This is a genomic window from Maritimimonas sp. 2405UD52-3 (assembly GCF_056591715.1).
Genome location: NZ_JBWQOL010000007.1, coordinates 106,329 through 133,008 on the forward strand (window position 1 = coordinate 106,329; position 26,680 = coordinate 133,008).

General features: G+C 34.0%; 23 protein-coding genes. 11 read left to right on the plus strand and 12 right to left on the minus strand.

Going from position 1 to position 26,680, the window contains the following annotated elements:
- Positions 1–3: 3 nt before the first annotated feature.
- Together AC1EU5_RS14845 and purE are read right to left on the minus strand one after the other, a co-directional pair.
- Entirely contained in the window at positions 4–2,037 is a 2,034-nt protein-coding gene (locus AC1EU5_RS14845; protein ID WP_480193202.1) for a M3 family metallopeptidase, read from the minus strand.
- Between the two features lie 98 nt (positions 2,038–2,135).
- The gene (gene purE, locus AC1EU5_RS14850) at positions 2,136–2,621 is read right to left on the minus strand and encodes a 5-(carboxyamino)imidazole ribonucleotide mutase (protein WP_480193203.1); all 486 of its coding nucleotides are present in this window, start codon (positions 2,619–2,621) and stop codon (positions 2,136–2,138) included.
- Between the two features lie 142 nt (positions 2,622–2,763).
- On the opposite strand from purE, the gene AC1EU5_RS14855 reads away from it, so the two are divergent.
- The 4 genes from AC1EU5_RS14855 (at position 2,764) to AC1EU5_RS14870 (ending at position 6,141) form a co-directional block, all read left to right on the plus strand.
- On the plus strand, positions 2,764–4,290 hold the full coding sequence (locus AC1EU5_RS14855) for a GH3 auxin-responsive promoter family protein (RefSeq protein WP_480193204.1): 1,527 nt from the start codon (positions 2,764–2,766) through the stop codon (positions 4,288–4,290).
- Between the two features lie 14 nt (positions 4,291–4,304).
- A complete protein-coding gene (locus tag AC1EU5_RS14860) occupies positions 4,305–4,946 on the plus strand; it encodes an alpha/beta hydrolase (RefSeq protein WP_480193205.1) in 642 nt (213 codons plus the stop codon).
- A 3-nt stretch (positions 4,947–4,949) separates the two neighbouring features.
- Positions 4,950–5,495: a Crp/Fnr family transcriptional regulator gene (locus AC1EU5_RS14865; protein WP_480193206.1), complete on the plus strand. Its 546-nt coding sequence runs from the start codon at positions 4,950–4,952 to the stop codon at positions 5,493–5,495.
- A gap of 67 nt (positions 5,496–5,562) precedes the next feature.
- Entirely contained in the window at positions 5,563–6,141 is a 579-nt protein-coding gene (locus AC1EU5_RS14870; protein WP_480193207.1) for an NAD(P)H-dependent oxidoreductase, read from the plus strand.
- A 2-nt stretch (positions 6,142–6,143) separates the two neighbouring features.
- On the opposite strand, the gene AC1EU5_RS14875 is transcribed toward AC1EU5_RS14870, so the two are convergent.
- Positions 6,144–7,121 (minus strand): polyprenyl synthetase family protein, encoded by a 978-nt coding sequence (locus AC1EU5_RS14875; RefSeq protein ID WP_480193208.1) that lies wholly within the window; start codon positions 7,119–7,121, stop codon positions 6,144–6,146.
- Positions 7,122–7,245: 124 nt separating this feature from the next.
- On the minus strand, positions 7,246–8,934 hold the full coding sequence (locus AC1EU5_RS14880) for a glutamine--tRNA ligase/YqeY domain fusion protein (protein ID WP_480193209.1): 1,689 nt from the start codon (positions 8,932–8,934) through the stop codon (positions 7,246–7,248).
- A gap of 144 nt (positions 8,935–9,078) precedes the next feature.
- Here AC1EU5_RS14880 and AC1EU5_RS14885 point away from each other — a divergent pair, with 144 nt between their 5' ends.
- The gene (locus AC1EU5_RS14885; RefSeq protein ID WP_480193210.1) at positions 9,079–9,288 is read left to right on the plus strand and encodes a zinc ribbon domain-containing protein; all 210 of its coding nucleotides are present in this window, start codon (positions 9,079–9,081) and stop codon (positions 9,286–9,288) included.
- Here AC1EU5_RS14885 and mgtE read toward each other — a convergent pair.
- From mgtE to AC1EU5_RS14905, 4 genes are all read right to left on the minus strand, one after another.
- Positions 9,285–10,634, minus strand: coding sequence for a magnesium transporter (gene mgtE, locus AC1EU5_RS14890; RefSeq protein ID WP_480193211.1), 1,350 nt, complete (start codon positions 10,632–10,634; stop codon positions 9,285–9,287). The two genes, AC1EU5_RS14885 and mgtE, sit on opposite strands and share 4 nt — an antisense overlap.
- Complete coding sequence (gene rsmA / locus AC1EU5_RS14895; RefSeq protein ID WP_480193212.1) at positions 10,624–11,400, minus strand: 16S rRNA (adenine(1518)-N(6)/adenine(1519)-N(6))-dimethyltransferase RsmA; 777 nt, start codon at positions 11,398–11,400, stop codon at positions 10,624–10,626. Before rsmA ends, mgtE begins: the two co-directional genes overlap by 11 nt.
- 19 nt (positions 11,401–11,419) lie before the next feature.
- Positions 11,420–11,749: a DUF4286 family protein gene (locus AC1EU5_RS14900; protein ID WP_480193213.1), complete on the minus strand. Its 330-nt coding sequence runs from the start codon at positions 11,747–11,749 to the stop codon at positions 11,420–11,422.
- A gap of 71 nt (positions 11,750–11,820) precedes the next feature.
- Positions 11,821–13,605 (minus strand): tetratricopeptide repeat protein, encoded by a 1,785-nt coding sequence (locus AC1EU5_RS14905; RefSeq protein WP_480193214.1) that lies wholly within the window; start codon positions 13,603–13,605, stop codon positions 11,821–11,823.
- A gap of 134 nt (positions 13,606–13,739) precedes the next feature.
- On the opposite strand from AC1EU5_RS14905, the gene AC1EU5_RS14910 reads away from it, so the two are divergent.
- Positions 13,740–13,883, plus strand: coding sequence for a hypothetical protein (locus AC1EU5_RS14910; protein WP_480193215.1), 144 nt, complete (start codon positions 13,740–13,742; stop codon positions 13,881–13,883).
- On the opposite strand, the gene serS is transcribed toward AC1EU5_RS14910, so the two are convergent.
- Genes serS through AC1EU5_RS14925 form a run of 3 tightly spaced genes read right to left on the minus strand, consistent with a single transcriptional unit; the run spans position 13,880 to position 17,443 of the window.
- The gene (gene serS, locus AC1EU5_RS14915) at positions 13,880–15,154 is read right to left on the minus strand and encodes a serine--tRNA ligase (RefSeq protein ID WP_480193216.1); all 1,275 of its coding nucleotides are present in this window, start codon (positions 15,152–15,154) and stop codon (positions 13,880–13,882) included. The genes AC1EU5_RS14910 and serS overlap by 4 nt on opposite strands.
- A 29-nt stretch (positions 15,155–15,183) precedes the next feature.
- Positions 15,184–16,518 carry an HTTM domain-containing protein gene (locus AC1EU5_RS14920; RefSeq protein WP_480193217.1) on the minus strand — a complete coding sequence of 445 codons (1,335 nt, stop codon included), beginning with the start codon at positions 16,516–16,518 and terminating at the stop codon, positions 15,184–15,186.
- Positions 16,499–17,443 carry a bifunctional riboflavin kinase/FAD synthetase gene (locus AC1EU5_RS14925; protein ID WP_480193218.1) on the minus strand — a complete coding sequence of 315 codons (945 nt, stop codon included), beginning with the start codon at positions 17,441–17,443 and terminating at the stop codon, positions 16,499–16,501. Before AC1EU5_RS14925 ends, AC1EU5_RS14920 begins: the two co-directional genes overlap by 20 nt.
- A 193-nt stretch (positions 17,444–17,636) precedes the next feature.
- On the opposite strand from AC1EU5_RS14925, the gene AC1EU5_RS14930 reads away from it, so the two are divergent.
- The 5 genes from AC1EU5_RS14930 (at position 17,637) to AC1EU5_RS14950 (ending at position 25,185) form a co-directional block, all read left to right on the plus strand.
- A complete protein-coding gene (locus AC1EU5_RS14930) occupies positions 17,637–20,414 on the plus strand; it encodes a TonB-dependent receptor (protein ID WP_480193219.1) in 2,778 nt (925 codons plus the stop codon).
- Positions 20,415–20,426: 12 nt separating this feature from the next.
- Positions 20,427–22,055, plus strand: coding sequence for an SGNH/GDSL hydrolase family protein (locus AC1EU5_RS14935; protein WP_480193220.1), 1,629 nt, complete (start codon positions 20,427–20,429; stop codon positions 22,053–22,055).
- A 167-nt stretch (positions 22,056–22,222) separates the two neighbouring features.
- The gene (gene atpD / locus AC1EU5_RS14940) at positions 22,223–23,737 is read left to right on the plus strand and encodes a F0F1 ATP synthase subunit beta (protein WP_480193221.1); all 1,515 of its coding nucleotides are present in this window, start codon (positions 22,223–22,225) and stop codon (positions 23,735–23,737) included.
- An 81-nt stretch (positions 23,738–23,818) separates the two neighbouring features.
- Positions 23,819–24,112 carry a F0F1 ATP synthase subunit delta/epsilon gene (locus AC1EU5_RS14945; protein WP_480193222.1) on the plus strand — a complete coding sequence of 98 codons (294 nt, stop codon included), beginning with the start codon at positions 23,819–23,821 and terminating at the stop codon, positions 24,110–24,112.
- A 182-nt stretch (positions 24,113–24,294) separates the two neighbouring features.
- Entirely contained in the window at positions 24,295–25,185 is an 891-nt protein-coding gene (locus AC1EU5_RS14950) for a hypothetical protein (protein WP_480193223.1), read from the plus strand.
- Between the two features lie 102 nt (positions 25,186–25,287).
- Here the strand turns inward: AC1EU5_RS14950 and rseP are convergent, their stop codons facing one another.
- Positions 25,288–26,643: an RIP metalloprotease RseP gene (gene rseP / locus AC1EU5_RS14955; protein WP_480193224.1), complete on the minus strand. Its 1,356-nt coding sequence runs from the start codon at positions 26,641–26,643 to the stop codon at positions 25,288–25,290.
- Between the last annotated feature and the right edge of the window lie 37 nt (positions 26,644–26,680).

Below are 26,680 nucleotides of genomic sequence, written 5' to 3' on the forward strand. Positions count from 1 at the left end.
CTGTTAGCTTAACAGTCCTGCTCTTTTTAATAATGCTTCATTGCTAGGTTCTTTTCCCCTGAAGCGCTTATATAGCGTCATTGGTTTTTCAGTACCGCCTTGAGACAATACATTTTCTTCCAGTTTCTTTGCTGTTTTTTTATTGAAAATACCCGTTTCCTTAAAATATTCAAAAGCATCTGCATCCAACACTTCTGCCCATTTATATGAGTAATATCCAGAAGAGTACCCGCCTTGAAAGATATGAGCAAATGAAGTACTCATGCAATTTTCAGTCACATCAGGATATAGTTGTGTGTCAGAAAAAGCTTTGGTTTCAAATTCTTTTACAGATTTAATTGTGTCTGGCGAGTCGCCACCATGCCAAGACATATCAAGCAAACCAAAACTTAACTGGCGAAGTGTTTGTATACCTTCTAAGAAGTTCGAGGAGTCCTTTATCTTTTGTATTAATTCCATTGGGATAGGCTCATTGGTTTCATAGTGTCTGGCAAATAAATCTAACGCTTCTTTTTCATAGCACCAATTCTCCAACAATTGACTTGGTAATTCAACAAAGTCCCAATACACTGAAGTGCCAGATAGACTGGGGTAGGTGGTATTGGCCAACATGCCATGCAAAGCATGACCAAATTCATGAAACAAGGTAGTCACTTCATTAAAAGTCAATAATGAAGGCTTGGTTTCTGTTGGCTTCGTGAAATTACAAACAATAGAAATATGAGGTCTTGAATTTTCATTATCTTTTTTCCACTGACTTTTATAAGAAGTCATCCAAGCGCCATTTCGTTTCCCCGATCGTGGAAAGAAATCAGCATAAAATACGGCTATAAAATCACCATTTGAGTTAGTAACTTCATAGGTCATCACTTCCTCATGATAGGTGTCAATATCATTAACCTCTTTAAAGTTAAGGTCAAACAGTTTATTGGCAATGGTAAAAACTCCATTTATTACATTTTCTAATTTAAAATAAGGTTTTAACAACTCCTGATCTAAATCAAATAGTTGTTTTTTTAGTTTCTCGGAATAATAGGCTCCATCCCATTTTTGTAGCTGCTCTATACCATCTTTTTTAGCTAAATCGGCTAACTGATTGAATTCTCTTTCTGCTGCTGGTTTAGCTTTTTCTAATAAATCATTTTCAAAGTTCAGAACGTTATCAGGATTTTCAGCCATGCGCTCTTCTAAAACAAAATCAGCATGAGTTTTATAACCTAATAAATTGGCACGCTCATTACGAAGTTTTACAATATTTAAGACAATTTGTTCATTGTTGTATTCATTTTTTTTAAATGATCTTGCACCAAAAGCTTTTGCTAATTGCTCACGTAATTCACGATCATCAGCATAAGTCATAAATGGCACATAACTAGGATAATCTAAGGTAAATACCCAGCCTTCTTTTTCTTTTTGTTTGGCAATCATTGAAGCAGCTTCTATAGCACTATCAGGAAGGCCTTTTAATTGGTTTTTATCTGTAATGTGTAATTCATATGCATTGGTTTCCGCCAATACGTTTTCGCCAAATTTTAAGGCTAATTTAGCCAACTCCTTATCTATTTCGCGAAGCTTTTCCTTATCTGTTTCATTTAAGTTTGCTCCATTTCTCGCAAAGCCTTTGTATTTTTTTTCGAGCAAAGTGTTTTGCTCAGTAGTTAAATTCAGACTTTCTCTAATATTATAAACAGATTTTACTCGCTTAAACAATGCTGCATTCAGTCGAACATCATTAGAAAATTCAGAAAGCCAAGGTGATACTTCTTGGGCAATCTTTTGAATTTCATCATTGGTTTCAGCGGAATTCAAGTTAAAAAAGATGGACGAGATTCGTTCTAAGGTGTGTCCTGAAAATTCCAATGCTTCAATGGTGTTTTCAAACGTAGGTGTTTCAGTATTAGCAGTTATTATATCAATTTCCGCTTTAGCGTTGTCAATGGCTTCTTTAAAAGCCGGTTTAAAATGCTCCTCTTTTATCTTAGAAAAAGGAGCGGTTGTATGTTTTGTGTTGAATATTTGTAGTAGAGGATTACTCATTTGTTTTAGTTTAAAACCTTTCGACTGCGCTCAAGGTGATAATGAAATATTACTGTTGGAATTAGGAGTTTTCGCCAGTAGCTATCGAGATTAAAAGTTTACTTTTTTAAATCTTCGGAAGCTTTATTTACTTTTTGTTTTAAGCCTTCCTTGTAGTCTAGAATGCTTTGTAACACATCCTCATTGGCACTGCCAATAATTTGAGCAGCTAATATTCCGGCATTCTTTGCACCATCTAATGCCACAGTAGCTACAGGTACACCTCCAGGCATTTGTAATATGGATAGTACAGAATCCCATCCATCAATGGAATTACGAGATTTTACAGGCACACCAATTACAGGTAGAGGACTCATAGAAGCGACCATACCTGGTAAATGAGCTGCACCTCCTGCTCCGGCAATAATCACAGAAATTCCATTTAAATGTGCATTCTTGGCATACTCATATAATTTATCAGGAGTACGATGTGCCGAAACGATATCAACTTCAGTTTCAATATGCAATTCATGTAAGATAGCTATGGCTTCTTGCATGACTGGCATGTCAGAATTGCTTCCCATTATAATACCTACTTTGGCCATTTTAAAAGAAATAGTTTTTTAAAGCATTGAATAGCAATGCTATATTGATATTAAGAAATTTGTATTTTTATTGGCTAAAGATACTACAAAAACAACGTTTTCTAAACTCGTTTTTAGAGTTCTTTTAAAGATAACTAACTGAATGATACCTTTATTTAATACGGTTGTTTCTTGGTTTTTAAAGAAGCGAAAACATCAGATGGAACTTTTTCTAAAGTACCCTATAGATGTTCAGAATGAGTTGTTAATGCGCCTTATTGGGACTGCTCAAAATACCGAGTTAGGTAAAAAATACGACTTTAAATCTATCTATGATTATCGCGCTTTCGCAGAACGCATTCCCATTCAAAAGTATGAAAGCATACAACCTTTGATAGAGCGTACACGAAAAGGTGAGCAGAATATTTTTTGGCCTTCTTCTATTCAGTGGTTTGCCAAATCAAGTGGAACCACCAATGCAAAAAGTAAATTTATTCCTGTAAGTAATGAGGCACTTGAAAACTGCCACTTGAAAGCTGGTAAAGATATGTTGGCTCTTTATATTAATAATAATGAAGATGCCGGGTTATTTAATGGAAAAGGACTACGTCTGGGAGGGAGTAGTGAACTCTACCAGGATAACAACACCTATTTTGGAGACCTTTCGGCAATTATTATTGAGAATATGCCTTTTTGGGCAGATTTTAGCAGCGCACCAAAGACAGAAACCGCTTTGATGAGTGAATGGGAAACGAAAATGCAAGCCATCATCAATGAAACGCTTAGCGAAAATATGACCAGTTTGGTAGGTGTACCTTCTTGGATGCTTGCATTACTAAATGCTGTTTTAGAGCATACAGGTAAACAACATATTTTGGAAGTATGGCCAAATCTGGAAGTCTATTTTCATGGAGGCGTAAATTTCAATCCGTACAGAGATCAGTACAAAACATTATTGCCTAAAAATGATTTCAGATACTATGAGATATACAATGCCTCAGAAGGTTTTTTTGCTATTCAAGATCAGAACAATTCAAGTGACCTTTTGTTAATGCTAGATTATGGAATTTTTTATGAGTTTATACCTATGGATCAATATTTTGGTGAAGACTCTATTGCTATTCCTTTAGAAGAGGTTGAAGTCGACACTAATTATGCAATTGTAATTACAACCAACTCCGGTTTATGGCGTTACTTAATTGGTGATACGGTTAAATTCGTTTCCTTAAATCCTTATAGAATACGTATTACCGGTAGAACCAAACATTATATCAATGCTTTTGGCGAAGAATTAATTATTGAAAATGCTGAAGATGCATTGAAGCAAGCTTGTGAAAAGGTTGGTGCAGCTATTTCTGAGTATACAGCAGCTCCCATTTTTATGGATGGAAAAGCTAAGGGTGCACATGAATGGGTCATTGAATTTGAAAAACCTCCATCTAATTTAGATTACTTTACTGAGTTATTGGATAACGCGTTAAAGTCAATTAATTCAGATTATGAAGCCAAACGTTATAATAATTTGACACTAAGGATGCCTAAAGTAGTTCATGCAGAGAAAGGAACTTTTTACAATTGGTTGAAAAGTAAAGGTAAATTGGGCGGGCAGCATAAAGTGCCTAGACTATCAAATGACCGACAGTTCATTGAAGAGCTTTTAACAAATTCTAAACCTATTCAAAGTTCTTAAATAAGTTTTAAGCTATGCAATCCTTAGAAAAAGAAGTTTCGTATACTTCAACAAATTCCTATGCTACTTTAAATGAGCTCACTGATAAAACTAAAAATATCTGGTTTGTATGTCATGGTATTGGCTATTTGAGTCGTTATTTTCTGAAATACTTTGATAGCTTGAATTCTGAAGAAAATTATATTATTGCGCCACAGGCACAAAGCAAGTACTATTTGGGTTCAAAATATAGACATGTGGGAGCCAGTTGGCTAACCAAAGAGAATACTGCCAAGGAGATTGAAAACGTCCTACGGTATTTTGATGCTGTTGTAAGTGCTGAAAAGATTTCTGAAGATTTAAACTTTATAGTTTTAGGATATTCACAAGGGGTTTCTGTTGTGGCACGTTATGTTGCCAGCAGAAAATTAAAATGCGATCAATTGGTATTTTTATCCGGTAGAGTTCCTCATGAATTAACGGCTGATGATTTTAAATTTTTAAGTAATACCACTAAAGTTTCTTTTGTTTATGGTACTCAAGATGAATATCTAAATGAGCTACTTGTTGAAGAAGAGAAGAAACATTTTTATAAGCTTTTTGGAGAATTAGCTTTAGTAATTCCTTTTAAAGGAAAGCATGAGGTTAATAAAGAAGTGATACTAAGTCTCGTTTAAATTATGACATCTCAATCTTTTTTACTCAATAATTCTGAAGTTGTTCAGGCACTTCAGAGCATTATGCAATATGAAAAGTATCCTAAGCATCACATCTTGCACGAAGCAGGTAAAATATGCAACCATATGTATATTTTAACTTCTGGAGTTGCTCGGGTTTTTTACCATAGAGAAGATAAGGATATCACTTGTCATATAGCAGTTGAGCAAGAGAGTGTAACAGCCATAGATAGTTTTATTCAGCGTGAAAAAAGTAAATACAATATTGAAGCACTTGAAGTTTTAGAGGTCTTTAAAATTTCACATTCAGATTTAGAAAATTTATTTAAAGAAAGCCCAGAATATGAACGCTTAGGAAGACTATTTTTACAACAAATTTATGTTGATTTAGTTGAGAGAATGGATGACCTGCAATTACGCACTGCTCAAGAAAGATATACTATTTTAATGGCAAAAAAGCCTGAACTTTTTCAAAGGGTTGCTTTAAAACATATTGCTTCTTATTTAAATATTTCCCCAGAAACTTTAAGCAGGATTAGAGCAAAGTAATTTCTTGATATTTGTCAAGGAGATTCTAGTATTTGTAAAATACATTTGTATTTATGGTATTTTACAAATGAAGAAAATAGTAATAATTAATGGTCATCCTGATAAAGAAAGTTTTGGATTTGGATTGTTTGAATCTTACAAGAAAGGAGCTGTTAAATCTAACGCTCAACTAAAAGAGATAATTATACGAGATTTAAGTTTTAACCCTAACCTTGAATTTGGTTATAGAAAGAGAACTGAATTAGAGCCTGATTTATTAGAAGCGCAAGAAAAAATTAAATGGGCAAATCATATTGTTTGGATTTTTCCTGTTTGGTGGGGATCTTACCCTGCAATTATGAAAGGATTTATTGATAGAGTTTTTCTTCCAGGATTTGCTTTTAAAAAAAGAGAAAACTCTGTTTGGTGGGATAAGTTTTTAACGGGCAAATCTGCAAGAATTATTTCGACTTTAGATCAACCAGTATGGTATTACAGATTATTTAATAGAAGCCCCAGTCATTCGGCAATGAAAAGATTAACAATGCAATTTGTAGGAGTTAAAAAGGTAAAAACTACTACAATTGGCTCACTCAGATTATCAAAAGATTCATATCGAAAAAAGTGGCTACAAAAAATTGAAAAAATAGGAGAAAGACAACAATGAAATCAGACCTTTCGTTCTATTACATAATTCACCATTTCTATTAAAGAACTTTTATATGGTGATTCAGGGTAATTTTCAAGAATAGTGAGCGCATTATCTTTATAGTCGTGCATTTTTTGAGTTGTATACTCTATTCCGCCTTGTTGCTTTACAAAGGCTATTACCTCTTTTACACGTTTTTTATCTTTATTGTGATTCTTAATAGAATTGATTAACCATCTTTTTTCACTCTTAGAGCAATTATTTAAGGTATAAATGAGTGGTAAGGTCATCTTACGTTCTTTAATGTCTATACCTGTAGGTTTGCCTATTTTCTCTTCGGTATAATCAAAGAGGTCATCTTTTATTTGAAAAGCTATTCCTATCAACTCACCGAATTTCCGCATACGCTGAATTTCTTCCTCATGAGCATCTACAGATGCAGCACCTATACCACAACAAGCAGCAATTAAAGTAGCCGTTTTTTGTCGTATAATCTCAAAATAAATTTCTTCAGTAATGTCTAACTGACGTGCTTTCTCAATTTGTAATAATTCACCTTCAGTAATTTCTTTTAATGCTATAGAAACTAATTTTAGTAAATCAAAATCATCATGATCTACAGAAAGCAATAAGCTTTTTGAAAACAAATAATCACCAACTAAAACGGCGATCTTATTTTTCCATAAAGCATTAATAGAAAAGAAGCCTCTACGTTGATTACTGTCATCAACTACATCATCATGTACAAGTGAACCAGTATGAATCAATTCTATGAGAGCAGCGCCACGATACGTTTTTTCTCTAAAATCACCATTAGATACCATTTTAGCAACTAGAAAAACAAACATAGGGCGCATTTGCTTTCCTTTACGACGAATGATAAAATGAGTAATCCTATTTAGAAGAGGTACTTTGGAGATCATTGACTCTTTGAATTTTTGTTCAAAGAGTTCCATTTCGTCTTGAATGGGAGATTTTATGTGTTCTACTACTTTCAAATAGTCATTATTTGTCACTTCGAGTGATCCACTAAGGTAGATTGCATCAGAAGTATATAGTTATAAAATTTACTTGTCTTCGATACTATTTTCTTTTAGAAAACCACTCAGACTAACGCAAATTTTATCTGTTCTTCTTTTCAATCTTAGCCCAGCTATCGCGTAACGGTACAGTTCTATTAAACACCAGATGTTCAGGTGTACTATCAGTATCTGTACAGAAATACCCAAGACGTTGAAATTGATAACGTTTTCCTGGCTTTGTGTCTTTTAAACTAGGCTCTACAAAGGCATTTTTATTGATAACCAGAGAGTTTGGATTGATAAATTCTTTAAAATCTTTGTCTTTATGTCCATCAGGTGCTTCGTCATTAAACAATCTGTCGTACATTCTGACTTCTGCTTTCACCGCATGCGCAATGGAAACCCAATGCAAAGTACCTTTTACGCGTCGCATACTTTCTTCAGTACCACTGCCACTTTTACTTTTAGGGTCATATGTGCAATGAATCTCTGTTATTTCACCAGTCTCATCCTTTACACAAGATTCAGCCTTTATGATATATGCATTCTTTAACCGAACTTCTTTCCCTAGTTTTAGCCTAAAAAATTTTTTATTGGCTTCTTCTCTGAAGTCTTCACGCTCAATATATATTTCCCTTGAAAAAGGCACTTTTCTGCTACCTGCGCTTTCATCTTCAGGGTTGTTCTCTGCATCTAACCATTCTTCTTGACCTTCCGGATAATTTGTAATTACCAGTTTTACCGGATTCAAAACTGCCATCACACGAGGAGCAGTTTTATTTAAATCATCGCGCACACAGAATTCTAACAAGGCAACATCGGTTACATTATCACGTTTAGCAATGCCAGCTACTTCACTAAATTTTCTAATAGCATTCGGGGCATACCCTCTTCTCCGCAGACCTGAAATGGTTGGCATTCTAGGGTCGTCCCAACCGGATACAAGACCTTCTTGTACTAATTGCAAAAGCTTGCGCTTACTCATCACCGTATAACTCAAATTTCTACGAGCAAATTCTCGCTGTTTAGGACGCTGACCTCCATCATAAATTTGATCTAAAAACCAATCATACAATTTGCGATGTGGTTTAAACTCTAAAGTACATAAAGAGTGTGAAATGCCTTCAATGTAGTCTGATTCACCATGTGCCCAGTCATACATAGGGTAGATGTTCCAATTAGAACCTGTTCTATGATGTGCTTTTCTCAGTACACGATAAATAATTGGGTCACGCATTAACATATTTGGCGAAGCCATATCAATTTTAGCGCGCAATACATGAGAACCTTCAGGAAATTCACCATTTTTCATTTGCTTGAATAACTCTAAATTTTCTTCTACTGATCGATCTCTATTGGGGCTATTCGTTCCGGGTTCAGTAGGTGTTCCTTTTTGCTTGGCAATCTCTTCAGAAGACTGGTCATCTACATAGGCTTTTCCTTTTTTAATAAGTTCTATTGCCCAATCATATAACTGCTGAAAATAATCTGAAGAATACAACTCATTTTTCCATTCAAAACCTAACCATTGAATGTCATTTTTAATAGCGTCTACATATTCTTGTTCTTCTTTGGCAGGATTGGTATCATCAAAACGCAAATTTACCGGTGCATTATATTTTAAACCTAAACCAAAATTTAAACAAATAGAAGAAGCATGACCTATATGTAAATAGCCATTAGGTTCTGGCGGAAAGCGAAAACGAAGCTTATTTTTTTCCAATCCATTTGCTAAATCTTCCTCAATGATTTGTTCTAGAAAATTCAATGATTTTTTCTCTTCAGACATCTCTAAAAATTGAAAGGCAAAATTAACTAAAATTATTACATGAGAATGCGTTAAAAGCAGATCATTGACAGATACATTTGTGTAACTTTTTATTGTATGTAGATACTAATAGTATACACTCATTAATCAAAAACTTTTATCAACATGAAAAACCTTAACTATACCTGCCCCAAGTGCAATCATAAGAATTACAAAATTGGCGAGCTAAGAGGTACTGGTGGTACCTTATCATCTATTTTTGATATTCAAAATCAAAAATATACTTCTGTAACCTGTGAGCGATGCACATATACGGAGTTTTACAAAGCTAAGGTGAATGATCTAACAAATATCTTCGACTTCTTTACAACCTAAAACCCGAGGATTAATTTGGCAATATAGAAAAACAAGAAGATTCCAAAAATATCATTGCTGGTAGTAATAAACGGTCCTGTGGCGATGGCAGGATCTATACCTCTTTTGTCTAAAATAATAGGTACAAAAGTGCCAATAAGCGCTGCTACAACAATAACACTTACCATTGAAATCGCTATGGTGATACTGATATCAATATTTGTGTGCATGACAAAACCAGCTAAAATAACCAGTACCCCCAGTACAATTCCATTAATTAAACTCAACCCAACTTCTTTCATTAATCTATTGAACAAACTGCCCTTTACAGTATCATTTGCCAAACCTTGAACAATGATTGCAGAAGACTGTACACCAACGTTTCCAGCCATGGCAGCAATCAAAGGTGTAAAGAAAAATAGCTCTTTATAATTAGCAAGTGCCCCTTCAAACCCTTCCATAATAATCACTGAACCAAGGCCACCTATAAGTCCTAATATTAACCAGGGTAGTCGCGCACGTGTTAATTCTATAATGCTATCATCGGCTTCAACTTCTTGCGTAATACCAGCAGCTAATTGATAGTCTTTTTCTGCTTCTTCTTTTAAAAGGTCTACAATATCATCTATAGTAATTCTTCCTAATAAAACTTTATTATCATCAACAACGGGGATGGCTTCCAAGTCATATTTTGCCATAATTTTAGCCACTTCCTCGCCATCTTCATTTACATGCACAGAATCTACATTTTCTATAAAGATATCCGCTATTTTTTGTTCATTTTTGGCTATGATCAAATCTTTTAAAGATAGTCTTCCAATGAGTTGATCTTGTTTATTAACTACATAAATAGAATGCACACGCCTTACATCTTTGGCTTGCCCCCTAATTCTGCGTAAGCAACCTGCTACCGTCCAGGTTTCATAAACCTTAACGAGTTCTTTAGCCATTAAACCTCCGGCAGAATCTTCATCATATGCTAAAAGCTCTTTTATTTCAGCTTTATGCTCTTCATCTTCTATTGCTGAGATTACATTTTGCTGCCTTTCTTCTGGAAGCTCAGCAACCATATCAGCGGCATCATCGGTGTCTAATTCTTCAAGTTCTTCGGCAATTTCTTTTGCAGAGAGATTTTTCAAGATATTCTCACGAATATCTTCATCAAGTTCCATTAAGATATCTGATGTAACCTCACTATCTAAGAGTTTAATGATGTAAATAGCTTCATCAAAACTCATTTGATGCAATACTTCTGCAATATCAGCATAGTGAGCATCTCCTAAAGAATCAAGAACGGCTTGATCTCTTCCTTTAGAAATATATGCTTCTAGTTGTTCAAGAAGCTCTTTGGTAATCTCAAATGGCATTGCTAGCTATTTTTTGCGTCAGATTGATAAAATCCTGAACAGACAGTTGCTCAGGACGTTGCGCAAATATAGCATCTTCTCTTAATTTATCTGGTAGGTTGAAAGATTTTAAACTACTGCGAAGCATTTTTCTTCGTTGATTAAAGGCCGTTTTAACGACTCTAAAAAATAAAGATTCATCAACAGGTAATGAATAATTTTCTTTACGGGTTAGTCTGAGAACACCTGAATCTACTTTAGGCGGTGGGTTAAAAACTGATGGAGGTACAGTAAATAAATATTCTGCATCATAAAAGGCTTGAGTGAGTACCGATAAGATACCATAGATTTTTGATCCTGGTTTTTCACAAATACGTTGGGCTACTTCTTTTTGAAACATACCTGCAAATTCAGGAATGCGATGTCTGTTTTCTATAGTTTTGAAAACAATTTGCGAAGAAATATTGTATGGAAAGTTACCAATAATTGCTAGTGGCCTATTTTCAAAAAAATCGTCTAAGTTGATCTTTAAAAAATCTTTAGAAATAATGCGATCAGCAAGGTTTAAATAATGAATCTCTAAATAATCTACAGATTCTCTGTCAATTTCAATAACATGTGTTGTGAAGTCTTTTTGAAGTAGATACTTGGTCAAAACCCCCATTCCAGGTCCAATTTCTAGGACATCTTGATAATCTTTTCCAGCTAAAGAATTGGCTATTTTTTGAGCTATATTTTCATCTTTTAGAAAATGTTGCCCCAGATGTTTTTTTGCTTTAACAGACATTTAAAAGTATAGTAGAGTTTTAATTACTAGCTACTATAGGATAAAACTCATCAATAACCCGAAGTTCTGTTCTAAAGGCTACCATTTTATCGGCAAATTTTTTCATACCATCTTTTCGGAGTTTACCAGCATCATATTTATAATAATCATCTAAATCTTCTCTTGTTTTAGCTGTATATTGTATGGAGTAGGTAGTACCGCCCATTTCTTCTTCTACGAGAACTTGGGCCATTTTAGCACTTACAAAACGTCCTGTTTCTAAAACTTCATTTATATGCTGTTTAATCCAAACAAGCCATTCGGCATGTACACTATCGTCAATATTTATAGTTACGTTGTATATATACATCTGTTTAATTTAATAATTATCTAATGAGTCGATTCAGGGTAATAAACTTTCAAATTGACACATCTATTAAATTAATTGATTTGATCACCTCTCAATTTCCTAAAACGCTTACGCGCATCTACTAGGTATATGCTTGAAGGATAATCAAAAATGATCTTTTGATACATTTCTTTTGCCTTTTCAAGATCATTTAAATGCGTTTCATACAATTCTCCTAACCTAAAATAAGCATTATCAACTAATATACCCTCTTTATCTAACTCAATTATTTTTTGATAGTTATGCTCAGCAAAATCAAATTGTTGGGTTTTTTCGAACAATTCTCCTTGCTTAAATAATGCTTCATCTTGAACTGTATGATCTTTGTAGGTGTTGAGGATTATATTTAAGCTATCAATAGCTTGATTATTTTTATTTTGAAAAGCCAATAAATCTGCTTTTGCGTATGATTGTAGTGCTTTTGGAATGGAATCATATCCTAAATTATCAGATATCAATAAATGAAGTTCAACAGCATCATTAGCAATTAATTGCGATGTAGAACCTTTCAATACTTTTAGTTGTGCTAAAGCCCATTTAAAGTCTCCCTTAAAATAGGATGTTTGTGCCACTTTAAAGCGCGCTTCCTGAGCTAGTGTACTGTTTTTAACTTTGGTTTGAACCTGAGTGTAATTGATCAGTGCTTGGTTGAATTTTCCTGTATATACTAAGACATCAGCCAATTTAACTTTGATAGAGCCATGTTCTAACTCAGAAGTTGATTTTTCTAAAGCACCTTTTAAAATTTCTATTGCTTTTTGAGGTTCGTCTTTTTTAAAGGTTAAAAAATCAGCATATGAAATTTGTAAATCTATAGTAGTATTATCAGTACCATATTTATCCAATAGTCTATTGAATTTAGCCTCCACAGAATCGATTTCTATTTCATTGTTGGCAGTTTTTACATCACTATCTAATAAAAACAACTCTGCATCAATAATCATTTCAGGAATATTGGCATTTTCTAAAACATATGAAAAAGCATCCTTTGAAGTTGTGTAATCATTATTATCAAATGCTATTTGACCAACTTCTAATACTCTAACCAATGCTTCACCAGATCTTCTAAACAATGCTTTTTCTTGTATGAGTGCTTTGCCATAATCGCGTTGCTGCATGTACAGCCAACTGAGTAATTTATTCCAGGAATCGTTGGGTGATGTTTGTAATCGTTTTAACAATAATTTTCTGAAAAGAATATTATTATTGTCTTGGTTATCATCAGTAACAAACCTACCAGCATAACGTTGTACTGTTGAATAATAACTATCATTTTTCTCAACCATACTTAAGTAAGCGTCAAACATTTTTTCTATTTCACCTTGCTCAGCATATATGGCTGCCAGGTACGGAAAATAATTGGAATCAGGATTAAGCTTCATACCCAGAGAGTAGGCTTTAATTGCATATTCTAATAGGTGATTTTCTTTAAAAGTGTTACCTATTTGATTTGCTTCAAATGGAAATTCTGGAATTGCCTTTAAAGCTTTATCATAGTAAGGTAGTGCCTCTTCTTTTTTATCTTGTAGCTGTAAATTATAACCTAATTCAATATTAAGATAACTATGTTCAGGGTATAAGTTAATCCTGTCTTGAATCAATTCATCGGCTTTTTGAAAATCTTCAGTTAATTGATAACAAGAGAGCAGTTTTTTAAAATAATCACGTCTAACTTTACTTTTTTGATAGAGTTGTTTGTAAATAGAAGCTGCTTTTTCATACTCTCCTTTTCTGAAGTATCGATAGGCTAATTGAGAGTTTTGCGAATAGCCAATTGCAGTAATTAAAAGGAATATGGCAATAATTTTTATCCGCATAACGTTATAGTACTGCTTCAAAGGTAGTAAAAGAAGTGTTAAAAATTTGATAAATCTATATGGTAAAAAGAATTACGCTGTAACATTTTGGCATGACATTTGTCTTAAGTATAAACAACTAAATTATTTTTACAATGATCGAATTAAAGAAACACTACGAAAACTCAAAATTCAGAGCGAAACTTTTTATGAAAAATGGTAACATAGCAGCTTATCTAAATGAATTAATTGCTATGAATCGTTATAAAAAGCTAATGCTTTCCGTTGCTAATAACTAGTCAATTACAGAAAAACCGGTATATTTTTGTAGTACTTCAGGAATTTTTATGCCTTTTTCTGTCTGGTAATTTTCTAGGATACCTGCCAGTACCCTTGGCAACGCTAAAGCACTTCCGTTAAGAGTATGCACGAGTGCTCTTTTACCCTCCTTATTTTTAAATCTTAATTTTAATCTGTTAGCCTGAAATGTTTCAAAATTTGAAACAGAGCTAATTTCCAACCATCTGTTTTGCGCAGTTGAATAAACTTCAAAGTCATACGTCAAAGCAGAAGTAAAGCCAAGATCACCTCCGCAAAGCCTTAAAATTCTATAGGGTAATTTTAATTCTCTAAGTATTTCTTTTACATGCTCTACCATACCATCTAAAGCTTCATAAGATTTGCTTGGATGCTCAACGCGTACGATTTCTACTTTGTCAAATTGGTGTAGTCTATTCAGGCCTCTGACATGCGCGCCATATGAACCGGCTTCTCGCCTGAAACATGGTGTGTGCCCAGTGTGTAGGATAGGGAAATCATCCTCTTTTAGCATAACATCACGATATAAATTGGTTACAGGCACTTCTGCAGTAGGTATCAAATATAGATTATCTCCGGTTACATGATACATTTGTCCTTCTTTGTCAGGAAGTTGTCCTGTGCCATAGCCAGAAGCCTCATTTACTAAGTGAGGTACTTGAACTTCATTATATCCCGCATCGGTATTTTTATCTAAGAAGTAACTGATTAATGCACGTTGCAATTTGGCACCTTTTCCTTTGTAAACAGGAAAACCGGCACCTGTTATTTTAGCACCCAGATCAAAATCTATGATATCATATTTTTTTGCCAACTCCCAATGAGGTAAAGCATTTTCATCTAATGTTGGAATCTTACCTTCTTTGAAAACTTCCTCATTATCCTCTTCATTAGAACCACTTGGCACCAAATCATTTGGAATATTTGGCAATTGATATAATAGCTCATTTAACTCATTTTGAGCATAGTTTAATTGTTCTGCAAGTTGTTTTGATTGCTCTTTTAATTGACCTGTTTTTTCCTTTAATAAATTTGCTTTTTGAGTTTCACCAGACTTAAACAATGTGCCAATTTCTTTTGATAAGGAATTAGATTCCGCCAATACAGTGTCGAGCTCTGCCTGTGTTGATCTTCTTGTTTCATCTACTGAAATTACTGCATCTACTAACTTTTCAGCATTAACAAAATTTCTAACCGCAAGCCCTTTTAAGACTTTGTCCTTATTTTCTCTTATAAAAGCAACTTGTAACATGATCTTTATTTAATAAGTCAGCAAAGATACTATTTGCGATCCTTTTTTTGAAGTTTATTTTCAAATGGTAAAAGCCATTCACTATGTTTAAAATGATCCCATTTGATGTTGGTCAAATCTATAGTATCATTAACCAAAGATTGATATGGTCTTCCATTGACACTAACCTTTGAAGAAGCGTAGACTCTAATACCTTTTCCTTCTTTTGCATATTGCTTCTTAAGATGTTGAGCAAATTGCCAGATTGCATCAGGTTTTGAACTTACAGTTCGCTGTTGTTTTTTAGTTAGATAATCATCTAGAAGAATTCTCTCTTTTTTATTAGTTTCTTTATCAATTACTGTAAAAGTAGTGTATCCACCTTTTGCCCTTAGCATCATTCGCCAACTTAATCGGTGCCCTTCTTCTGTCCACAATACATTATCTTTTATAAACCAATGTCGCAGGGGTAATGCAATTTGAATTGTAAAATAAACTAATAAAAAAGGAATGAGCCATTTCTTATAATCAGGAATGATAATTTCATTTTTGTCATAAAGCGGTTTCTTTTTCAAGAATAAATTTCTGGTAACTGAAGGTTTGAAGAAAAAGACTGCAAAAGCCAGACTTAAAAATGGAAATATGCCTACCTGAAACACAATAGCATTGAACAAATGAAAAAATATAGACAAGCAAAAAGCAAAAATACGTGTTCGCTTGATCAATAGTAATGGAACGATCAGTAGATCAAACAGCAATCCGCCATAACTTAAAAAATAAGGAAACCACTCTGTTTTAAAAAGACCACCAACCAGCGGATAATCTGCTTTTGAAAGTAAAAATAACCGTGCAGGAATTGCTTGTAACCAATCGGGATAAATCTTTGCAATTCCTCCATAGAAATAGACCAAACCTATTTGTAGCATTAAAATAAGGGATGTCCAATAGGGAACAGAAATAGCTTTTAAATTTTGATTTCTTTTTACATCAAAAGATAGGTAGTTATTGGCTGGTTGAAAGATCATTAAAAAACTGAGTAAGGCAGTTAAATAATAATGATTGTTATAAGATGTCTTTTGCATTAAATAAGTAGCAGACCACATCAAGAAGAAACCTACCATAGCTAATCTATAACGATAACCTATCATAACGCAAAAACCGAAAATCCCCATAATAATGTAATAGACATACATTCCATTTCCTGGTAAGGGTTGTAAAAATTCAAAGCCTATAAAATTGAAGGTGAATTTTGGCTCAACCATCGTTTTGGTAACCCAACCGGTAAGAATGGCTCCCCATGACTCTAGAAAAAGTAATAAACCAAAAATGATTCTAAAAACAATTAACGGCGAATTGTCTATATGTCTAAAAAGTAACCTTTCCACTCTTAATCAATTCTCGTGCTTTTAGTTCGTCTCTTTTTATCTGTGAAAATAAAGCCTCTAATGAATCAAACTTTTTCTCATCACGTAATCTTTTTAATACACCAACTTGAATTTTTTCACCATACAAATTGCCATCATAATCTAAAACGTGCACTTCAACAGTTTGTTTTGATCCATCAACAGTAGGACGCTTACCAATATTCATTAAGCCAAAATAACGATCGTTTTCAAGTTGAGTTTCAACAATGTAAACACCAGATTCTGGTATGAGCTTATATTCTTCTTTAATATCAATGTTAATAGTTGGGTAGTTGTATTGGCGTCCTAATGCTTTTCCTTGCACTACATTACCAGTCAATATATAGTTATAGCCCAAATAAGAATTGGCTTTTTCAATGTTACCTTCCTCTAATGCACTTCTTATCTTAGTTGAACTAATTGTAATATCCTTTAAATCTTTGGCAGGAATTTCTTCTAATTCAAAGTTTAAGAGCTTACTGTATTCTTGTAATTGCTCAAAACTACCTTCGCGATTTCTACCAAATCGATGATCATATCCAATGATGAGTTTTTTGGTTTTTAAATTATCTATTAGTACTTCCCTAACAAAGTCAAGAGCTGTTAATCTTGAAAATTCCTTGGTAAAGGGTTGTACTATTAAATTATTAAGACCACTTTTTTCCAGCAGTGCTATTTTTTCATCAATAGTATTCAATAGTTTCACTCCATTTCCTTTTTGTAATACAATTCTAGGATGCGGGAAAAAAGTAAGAATTACCGATTCACTCCCGCTTTTTCCAGAATCTAAAGTGAGTTTTTTTATAATTTCCTGATGCCCTAAATGTACACCGTCAAAAGTTCCGATGGTGACAACTGAAGTAATATTTGATTTAGAAAAATTGTGATACGAATGAAAAATCTTCACTGAAAGTGGCTAAGAAATTTTATGCTAAACTATTAAAAATGAAAAATGAACAACAAAATTAATCAATCTATTTCTAAGTTTTCAATAGAGCAAGTCATATTTTTAAGAATTCTCAAGAAAATGGGGCTCTTGCTATTGGATGGTATAAAAAAAATTGTATTTTGCGACTTTGTTAACCATTTAAATAAACATTATGAATAAACTTTTTACTGTTGTTTTTGCACTATTCTTTGGCATAACAGTATATGCACAAACAGTAGTTTCTGGAACCGTCCTTGACGCGGGTAATGACCAGCCACTACCTGGTGTTACTGTTAGGGTTGAAGGTAAATTTATTGGAACCAGCACTGATTTTGACGGAAATTTCACGTTAGAAGTTGCTGAACCACTTCCTTTTAAAATTGTTTTTTCTTCTGTAGGTTATGAAAGCCAAACAGTTGAAGTAACAGAAAATAATCAAAAATTAGATGTAAAACTTGTTGAAGGAACTCAACTGGATGAAGTTGTAGTTTCTGCCTCAAGAACTCCCGAAAGCGTAAGAGAGTCTCCAGTAACTATTGAGAGAATGGATGCTCGAGCCATAAAAAATACTTCAACTGCTAATTTCTATCAAGGTCTTGAGAACCTAAAAGGTGTAGATGTAAATACAAGTAGTTTAACTTTTAATTCTGTAAATACCAGAGGTTTTGCTACGTTTGCAAACACGCGTTTCGTTCAATTAATTGATGGAATGGATAACTCCTCACCTGCATTAAACTTCGTGCTAGGTAATTTAATTGGTATTAATGAGTTGGATGTTCAAAGTGTAGAATTATTACCAGGAGCCTCTTCAGCATTATATGGAGCTAATGCCTTTAACGGTATCTTATTTATGACTAGTAAAAACCCTTTTGAGCACCAGGGAATTAGTGCTTATGTAAAAACAGGTTTAACTTCTCAGGAAGCAGCTGGAGACAATAATTTTGTTGATTTTGGTATAAGAGCAGCTCATGCGTTTAGTGAAAAGTTTGCTGCAAAAGCTTCATTTTCTTACCTAAAAGGTACAGATTGGTTTGCCACTGATACAAATCAATACAGTGATGTAGGAGCTACTGTAGGAGATCCTGATTTTATTATTCCTGCTGAACCGTCAAGATACGCACATGATGGGTTGAACATTTATGGTGATGAAATTTCTACCTCTGCTTTAGGAACAGACCTTAGAGGAGCAGGAGTTTTATTAGAGCAAATGGGATTAATACCTTCTGGCGCCGCAGCATTATTACCAGCGGTTGATGTTGGGCGTACCGGATATAGAGAACAAGATTTAACTGATTATGATGCGGAAAGTTTAAAAGCTGATTTTTCGCTGAATTATAGACCTTTTGAAAATGATATAGAAGTTATTTGGAATTCTCGTCTAGGGTTTGGAGGGAGTATATACCAAGGGGCTAATAGATATCAGTTAAAGAATTTCTTCATACAGCAACATAAACTGGAAGTTAAAGGAGATAATTTCTTTGTAAGAGGATATACCACCGCTGAAGATGCTGGTGATTCTTATGATATGCGTTTTACAGGTATCAATATGAATAGAGTAAATGCTCTTGAATGGTTTGGTACTTATGCAGGAACTTATGTGCAAAATGTTTTAGGCGGTGCGACAAATGAACAAGCACACGCGGCTGGTAGAGTAGCGGCCGACGCAGCCTACAGACCTGAACCAGGTACTCCTGAATTTAGAGCTTTATTTGATCAAGTAACATCTGATCCTGATGTTGCTACAGGGTCTAAGTTTTTAGATAATACGAAGTCATATCATGCAGAAGGGAATTACAATTTTTCAAAAATGTTAAATGATGCAGTAGACCTTCAAATAGGAGGATCCTATAGACAATATGCATTAAATTCATTTGGTACTATTTTCACCGATTATGATGGTCCTATAAAATATGATGAGATAGGTGCTTACATACAAGCCAGTAAAAAGTTTGCCGATGAGCGATTAAAACTTACAGGATCTATAAGATATGATAAGAATGAATTTTTTGATGCAAATATTTCACCTAGAGCTTCATTAGTATATTCAGCAGGTGAGAATAGAAATCATAACTTTAGAGCTTCTTTTCAAACAGGTTTTAGAAACCCAGATACACAATCCTTATTTATAGGCTTTAATGTGGGTAGAGCTATATTGGTTGGTTCATCACCTGACAACTTAGATAGAATATTACCTGGTACTGATTTAACGGCAAGAGATGCCTATTTTGATTCGTATACAAGAACTTCTGTAGATGCATTTTCTGCAACAGGAGATGCTAGTCTTTTAGTTCAAGCGCCAACAGATTTAGTAGCTCCTGAAAAAGTAACTGCTTATGATGTTGGATATAGAGGAAGAATTGCTAAGGTAGATGTAGATTTGAATGTCTACTTAAATAGTTATGAAGGTTTTATAAGTCAGGAAGTTGTTATTACACCTAATGATGGAAGTACTGCCGATGCTTCAGGTATTCAAGATCTTGCTACAGGTAACTTCACTGCTTTTCAAACCTATACGAATTCTTCTGCAGATGTTTCCTCTTATGGAGCAAATATTGGATTAAATACAAAAATTGGTGGATTTGACATTGGTGCGAGTTACACATATGCTAAATTGGATTTCGACCAAGAAGATGATCCTGATTTTCAAGTTGGTTTTAACACACCAGAGCATAAGGTGAAGTTTTCTTTTGGGCACACAAAATTGTTTGAAAATTTTGGCTTTAACATTAATGCTAGATGGCAAGATGAATTTTTATGGCAAGCCAGTATTGCCAATGCACTAGTATCTGAAAGAACTGTTATTGATGCTCAAGTTAACCTAAGAATACCTAAGTTAAAATCAACCATTAAAGTGGGTGCATCAAATATTGGTGGTGACGAATATAGAAGTGCGGTAGGAGCAGGAGCAGTGGGATCACAGTATTTTGTTTCTCTGGTAATTAACAATTAAAATAAAATGAAAATGTATTCAAAATATAAATATGTATTGTTGGCTTTAATGTCGCTTGCTTTTGTTGCTTGTGAGATAGATGATACCGTAGAACCTAATTTGCCGCCGGTTGCAGAATTACCTGCACTAAATACAAATGGTCTAGATTTTTCTAATTATGTTGCTCTTGGTGCGTCATTTACTGCAGGTTTTACTGATGGGGCTTTATTTTTAGCTGGTCAAGAAAATTCTTTTCCTAACATTTTAGCACAGCAATTTGGTACGGCAAACTTTACACAACCTTTAACAAATGATAATATTGGAGGTTTACTTTTTGGAGGTACGGAAATTCAAGGACCAAGATTGTTTTTTAACGGAGCTGGTCCAGCAACATTAGATGCTACACCTACGAATGAAGTTACAGCGGGTACTTCGGGTCCATATAGTAATATGGGAGTTCCAGGAGCTAAGAGTTTTCATTTATTGTTTGATGGATATGGAAATCCTGCTGGATTATTAACAGATCCGGCTACTGCAAATCCATTTTTTGTAAGAATGGCATCTGCTGGAAACGCAACGATGTTAGGAGATGCTTTGGATCAAAATCCTACATTTTTTACATTATCTGAAATAGGAGGTAATGATGTATTAGGCTATGCTACTACTGGAGGTGATGGGACTAACCCAATAACACCATCTGACGGACCACCGGGTGTGGGCTTTGACCAAACTTTTGGTGCTATTGTAGCCCAATTAACAGGTATAGGTGCAACAGGTTTAGTTACTAACGTACCTTATATTACAGATTTACCGCACTTTACGACAGTTCCACATAATCCTTTAGATCCAAGCGATGAAACTTATGGTCCATTGATTCCAACATTGAATTCTGTATTTGGAGTTTTAAATTTAGCTTTTGTGGATGCTGGGGTGCCAGAAAGAGCTATTACATTCTCAACTAGTGAAGCAAGTCCAGTAGTTATTAGTGATGAGACACTGTCAAACGAAGCTCTCAATATAAGAGATGCATTAATCCCTAGTCCTGCTTTTGAAGCTTTACTACAGAGTTTTCAGCTTCCTACAGATGATTTGACAAAAGCTACAGTTGCAACTTTATTGGGTGGTGCATATGGTCAAGTTAGACCTGCAACTGCTGCTGATTTATTTGTGTTACCAAGTAGCTCTGTAATAGGTACAGTTAATGAAGGCGTTGTTGGTGCCCTTGTTGGTCAAGGAATACCACTTGCAGTAGCTGGTCAATTTGCTGTAGAGGGTATTACGCTACCACTAGAAGATAAGTGGGTATTACTACCTAGTGAGCAAACAGAGATTATTAACGCTACAGATGCTTATAACGCTACTATAGAGGCAGTAACCAATACAAATCCAAATGTGGTTCTTGTAGATCTTAATAGTGTTTTAACGCAAGCCGCAACAGAAGGTCTAGGCGTACCTTTTGATGATTTTGTTATGACTGCTGATTTAGTTTTTGGTGGTTTAGTGAGTTTAGATGGAATACATTTAACATCTAGAGGATATGCATTAATGGCCAATAAATTTTTAGAGGCTTTGGATGATTCTTTTGGTACTAATTTTATTGAATCTGGAACCACAGCTAAAGCTTTAGATTATCCAATAATCTATCCTCCTTCTTTACAATAGGTAGTGAAATAAACAATAGGAAAAATGCCTTCAAAATGAAGGCATTTTTTTATGCTTAAAAAAGACCTCAAACAACTTTAATTTTTAAATTAAAAAAGTATCTTTGCAGCGCGAAAACCAGAAGCGTTTTCCTTCAGTTAAAAAGCATAATATTAAATAAATAAGTAATGTCAAAAGTTACAGGTAAAATTGCACAGATCATAGGCCCGGTTATTGACGTTGAGTTTGCAACAGAAAATGACTTACCTCAGATTTATGATTCATTAGAGATTACAAGAGAAGATGGTACAATGTTGGTTTTAGAAGTTGAGCAACATATAGGTGAAGATACCGTTCGTTGTATCGCTATGGATTCTACTGATGGTTTGAGTAGAGGTTATGAGGTTGTATCTACAGGTAATCCTATTCAAATGCCAATAGGTGATGATATCTATGGTCGTCTTTTTAATGTAACTGGTGATGCTATTGATGGATTAGGTGATTTACCTAAAGAAGGTAAAGATGGTTTACCAATTCACCGTGAAGCTCCTAAATTTGAGGAGTTATCTACATCAACTGAAGTGCTTTTTACAGGTATTAAGGTAATTGACTTAATTGAGCCTTATGCAAAAGGTGGTAAGATTGGATTGTTTGGTGGAGCAGGAGTTGGTAAAACAGTATTGATTCAGGAATTAATCAATAACATCGCCAAAGGACATGGTGGTCTATCAGTATTTGCTGGGGTAGGTGAAAGAACACGTGAAGGAAATGATTTATTGCGTGAAATGTTAGAGTCGGGCATTATTAAATATGGTGATGATTTCATGCACTCTATGGAAGAAGGTGGATGGGATCTTCAAAAAGTAGACAAAAAAGACATGAAAGATTCAAAAGCAACATTTGTTTTTGGTCAGATGAATGAGCCTCCTGGAGCACGTGCTCGTGTAGCTTTATCAGGATTGACGATTGCTGAATATTTCCGTGATGGAGCAGGAGATGGACAAGGGAAAGACGTATTATTTTTCGTTGATAATATTTTTAGATTTACCCAAGCCGGTTCAGAGGTGTCTGCACTTTTAGGACGTATGCCATCGGCGGTAGGATATCAGCCTACATTAGCAACTGAAATGGGTGCTATGCAAGAGCGTATTACTTCTACTAAAACAGGTTCTATTACATCTGTTCAGGCGGTGTATGTACCTGCGGATGATTTGACAGATCCTGCGCCTGCAACAACATTTGCGCACTTAGATGCAACAACGGTATTATCTCGTAAAATTGCAGAGCTAGGTATTTATCCAGCTGTGGATCCGTTAGATTCTACATCTCGTATCTTGACTCCTGAAATTTTAGGTGATGAGCATTACAATACAGCTCAACGTGTAAAAGAATTGTTACAACGCTATAAAGAGTTACAAGATATTATTGCTATTCTTGGTATGGAAGAATTGTCAGAAGAAGATAAGTTGGTAGTTCATAGAGCTCGTAGAGCACAACGTTTCTTATCGCAACCTTTTCATGTTGCAGAGCAATTTACAGGTATTCCAGGTGTATTGGTAGATATTAAAGACACCATTAAAGGCTTTAATATGATCATGGATGGTGAGTTGGATAAATATCCTGAATCTGCCTTTAACTTAAAAGGTTCTATTCAGGAAGCAATTGATGCCGGTGAGAAAATGCTAGCTGAGGCAGAAGCGTAAATATAGTTCAGAGATGTGAGTTCAGAGTTTAGAATGTTTAACTCATAGCTCATAGCTCATAACTCATAACTCATAAAAAAGATGTATTTAGAAATTGTAACACCAGAAGCTGTTATATTTAGTTCCACTGTAGATTCTGTTACAGTACCAGGTATTAATGGTGAATTCCAAATGCTGGAAAATCACGCTCCAATTGTATCATTGTTAGCTGAAGGAGAGGTGAAAATACATGTGCATACTCAAGAGCATTTAGAGTTTGATGAACTAAGTGGGCATTTAAAACCTCATATTGATGATGATAGGGTTCTTGTTATGTCAATTGATTCAGGTACTATTGAATTAAATGAAAATAAAATCATTATTCTAGCCGACTAGAATTAATATCAAATTTGATAATATAAAAAACTCGAAGCATCTTGTGCTTCGAGTTTTTTATATTATACTGATTATGTTTTATTTTCATCTTTTTATATGAAGTTTTTTCTTTTATTTTAGAAGTAATAATAATGTATCAATTGTTCCGTTAGAATATTATGATTTTCCAAAACCAAATTAATATGAAAAATTTAAATTTAGTACTTGCTTTTATAATTGGGAGCAGTGTCTTATCATGTTCTTCTGATGATACTTTACAAAGTGATACTAAAAATTTAGTTTCAATATCAAAAGAATATTACTCTAGAAATAATACCACCCCATACTTAACTAAAAAGTTAAAATTCGATGATGATAAGTTGATTAGTATTGAATATTCCGATGGCAGTTATGATAAAATGGAATATAAGGAAAGTTTGATACACAAAATTTCAGAGTTTGATTCGAATTCCAATTTGGAATGGGTAACAACATATATTTATGACGGTTCTAAAAGATTGATATCAAAAAAAGTAATACCCTTTAATGTTGGCATTGATGTAAGTCGGGAAAAAGAGGTAATATATGATGGAAATAAAATCAACACTACTTTATCTTGGAGTGATGGTGGAATGCAAAAAAATATTATTTCAATAAATGATGCAAACCAAATGGCAAATGATGAGCTGTATGACCCAAACGATCTGCTTATTTCTACTTATGTTTTTGAATACAGTAATGATGATTTATCTCAAGTGATTAATAAAAAGCAAGATGGTAGCACTTTTTTCAAAATTCAGTACTCTTATTTAGATAAGAAAACAACAGATTCTTATAACTATACAAAATACTTATTTGGTGAGGAATGGAAAAACAATTCTTCATTGAATAAGCAAAGTGGTTTAGGAGATTTTGACTCTTTTGAAATAAGTGAAAAATATATTAAGGGGTATGTCATGTCTGGCGATATTTCTGAAACAGTCACATTTGAATATGAATTTGATTCAAATGACAATATACTGAAACAAACACGAAATTTAATCGATATAAATGGTGTTAGTTATAGGACTGTTTCTAATTATCAGTACCAATAAATGAACAACTACAGAGCAAATAATAATATAGTCGTTCTAATGAATAATTTGTACTTTTCAGTTAATTCTTTGATAAATATTAAACTAATTAATGACTTGTTTTTAGAATTTACCGCTAACCCATCTGTAAACATCATTACCGTTTGCAAACAGCAATAATCCCATAAGAATTACAAAACCAGCTACTTGCGCGTATTCTAAAAACTTGTCACTAGGTTTTCTCCCAGAGATCATTTCATACAGTGTAAATACCACATGACCACCATCTAATGCAGGAATGGGCAATAAGTTCATAAAACCAAGCATAATAGACAAAAAAGCCGTAATGCTTAAAAACGTTTGCCAGTCCCATGTTGCTGGGAAAATACTACCAATAGTAATAAATCCTCCTAATCCTTTATAGGCTCCTGTTTTAGGGTTTAAAATCTTTTTAAACTGTTTGATGTAATTTACTAGTGTAGTATAACTCTTCTTGATCCCAGCAGGAATGGCTTGAACAAATGAATAGTTCTTAGTTTTGAGATTGTAATAACCCATTTTACTCATGTCTAAAATGGATAAACTTGCAGGGTAAATCTCAAATTTTCCTTCATTACTAACTTTTGCAGGAACTATAACATCTTCACCATTCCTTTTTATAGCTACAGAAACATTTTGTCCTTTATTAGATTCCAATAAGTTCGCAACTTGATCAAAATACTTTGTAGACTCATTATTGATAGAAACAATAACATCTTTAGATAACAATTTACCGTTAGAATTTAAAGAACTATCAGGTATTTGACCAACAACAAATGGCATTCTTGGATATAAAAAACTGCCTTGATCTCTATCACGATCAACTAGTTTTGAAATAAAATCAATAGGAATTTCCCTTTCAAGAATTTTTCCATTTCGTTCTATGGTATATGAGCTTCCGTTTACAAATTCAGGTAAAAGATTGCTGAATTTCTCAACTTCATTACCATCAATTCTCAACACTTTATCGCCTGTTTCAAGACCTAGATCCTTCCCTAGTTCATCTTGAACCCAAATACCATCTGTTAAATTTTCATTAGGAAGGTATTTTTCGCCCCAAATATTTAGTATTAAGATGTATAATAGAATTCCTAATATGAAATTCACTGTAACACCACCTAACATAATAATCAATCTTTGCCATGCTGGTTTTGATCTAAATTCCCATGGTTTAGGCTCTTCTTTCATTTGCTCAGTATCCATACTTTCATCAATCATACCAGCAATTTTCACATAACCTCCTAGTGGTATCCAACCAATACCATATACTGTTTCACCAACCTTCTTCTTAAACAGTGAAAACTTATAGTCAAAAAACAGATAAAATTTCTCTACCTTGGTCTTGAATAATTTTGCAGGGATAAAATGCCCCAATTCATGTAGCACAATCAATATTGACAAACTCAATAAGAATTGTGATACTTTTATAAAAATTTCCATTTCAAAAAATCCTTTTCTTTAAGCCTACAAATGTAAG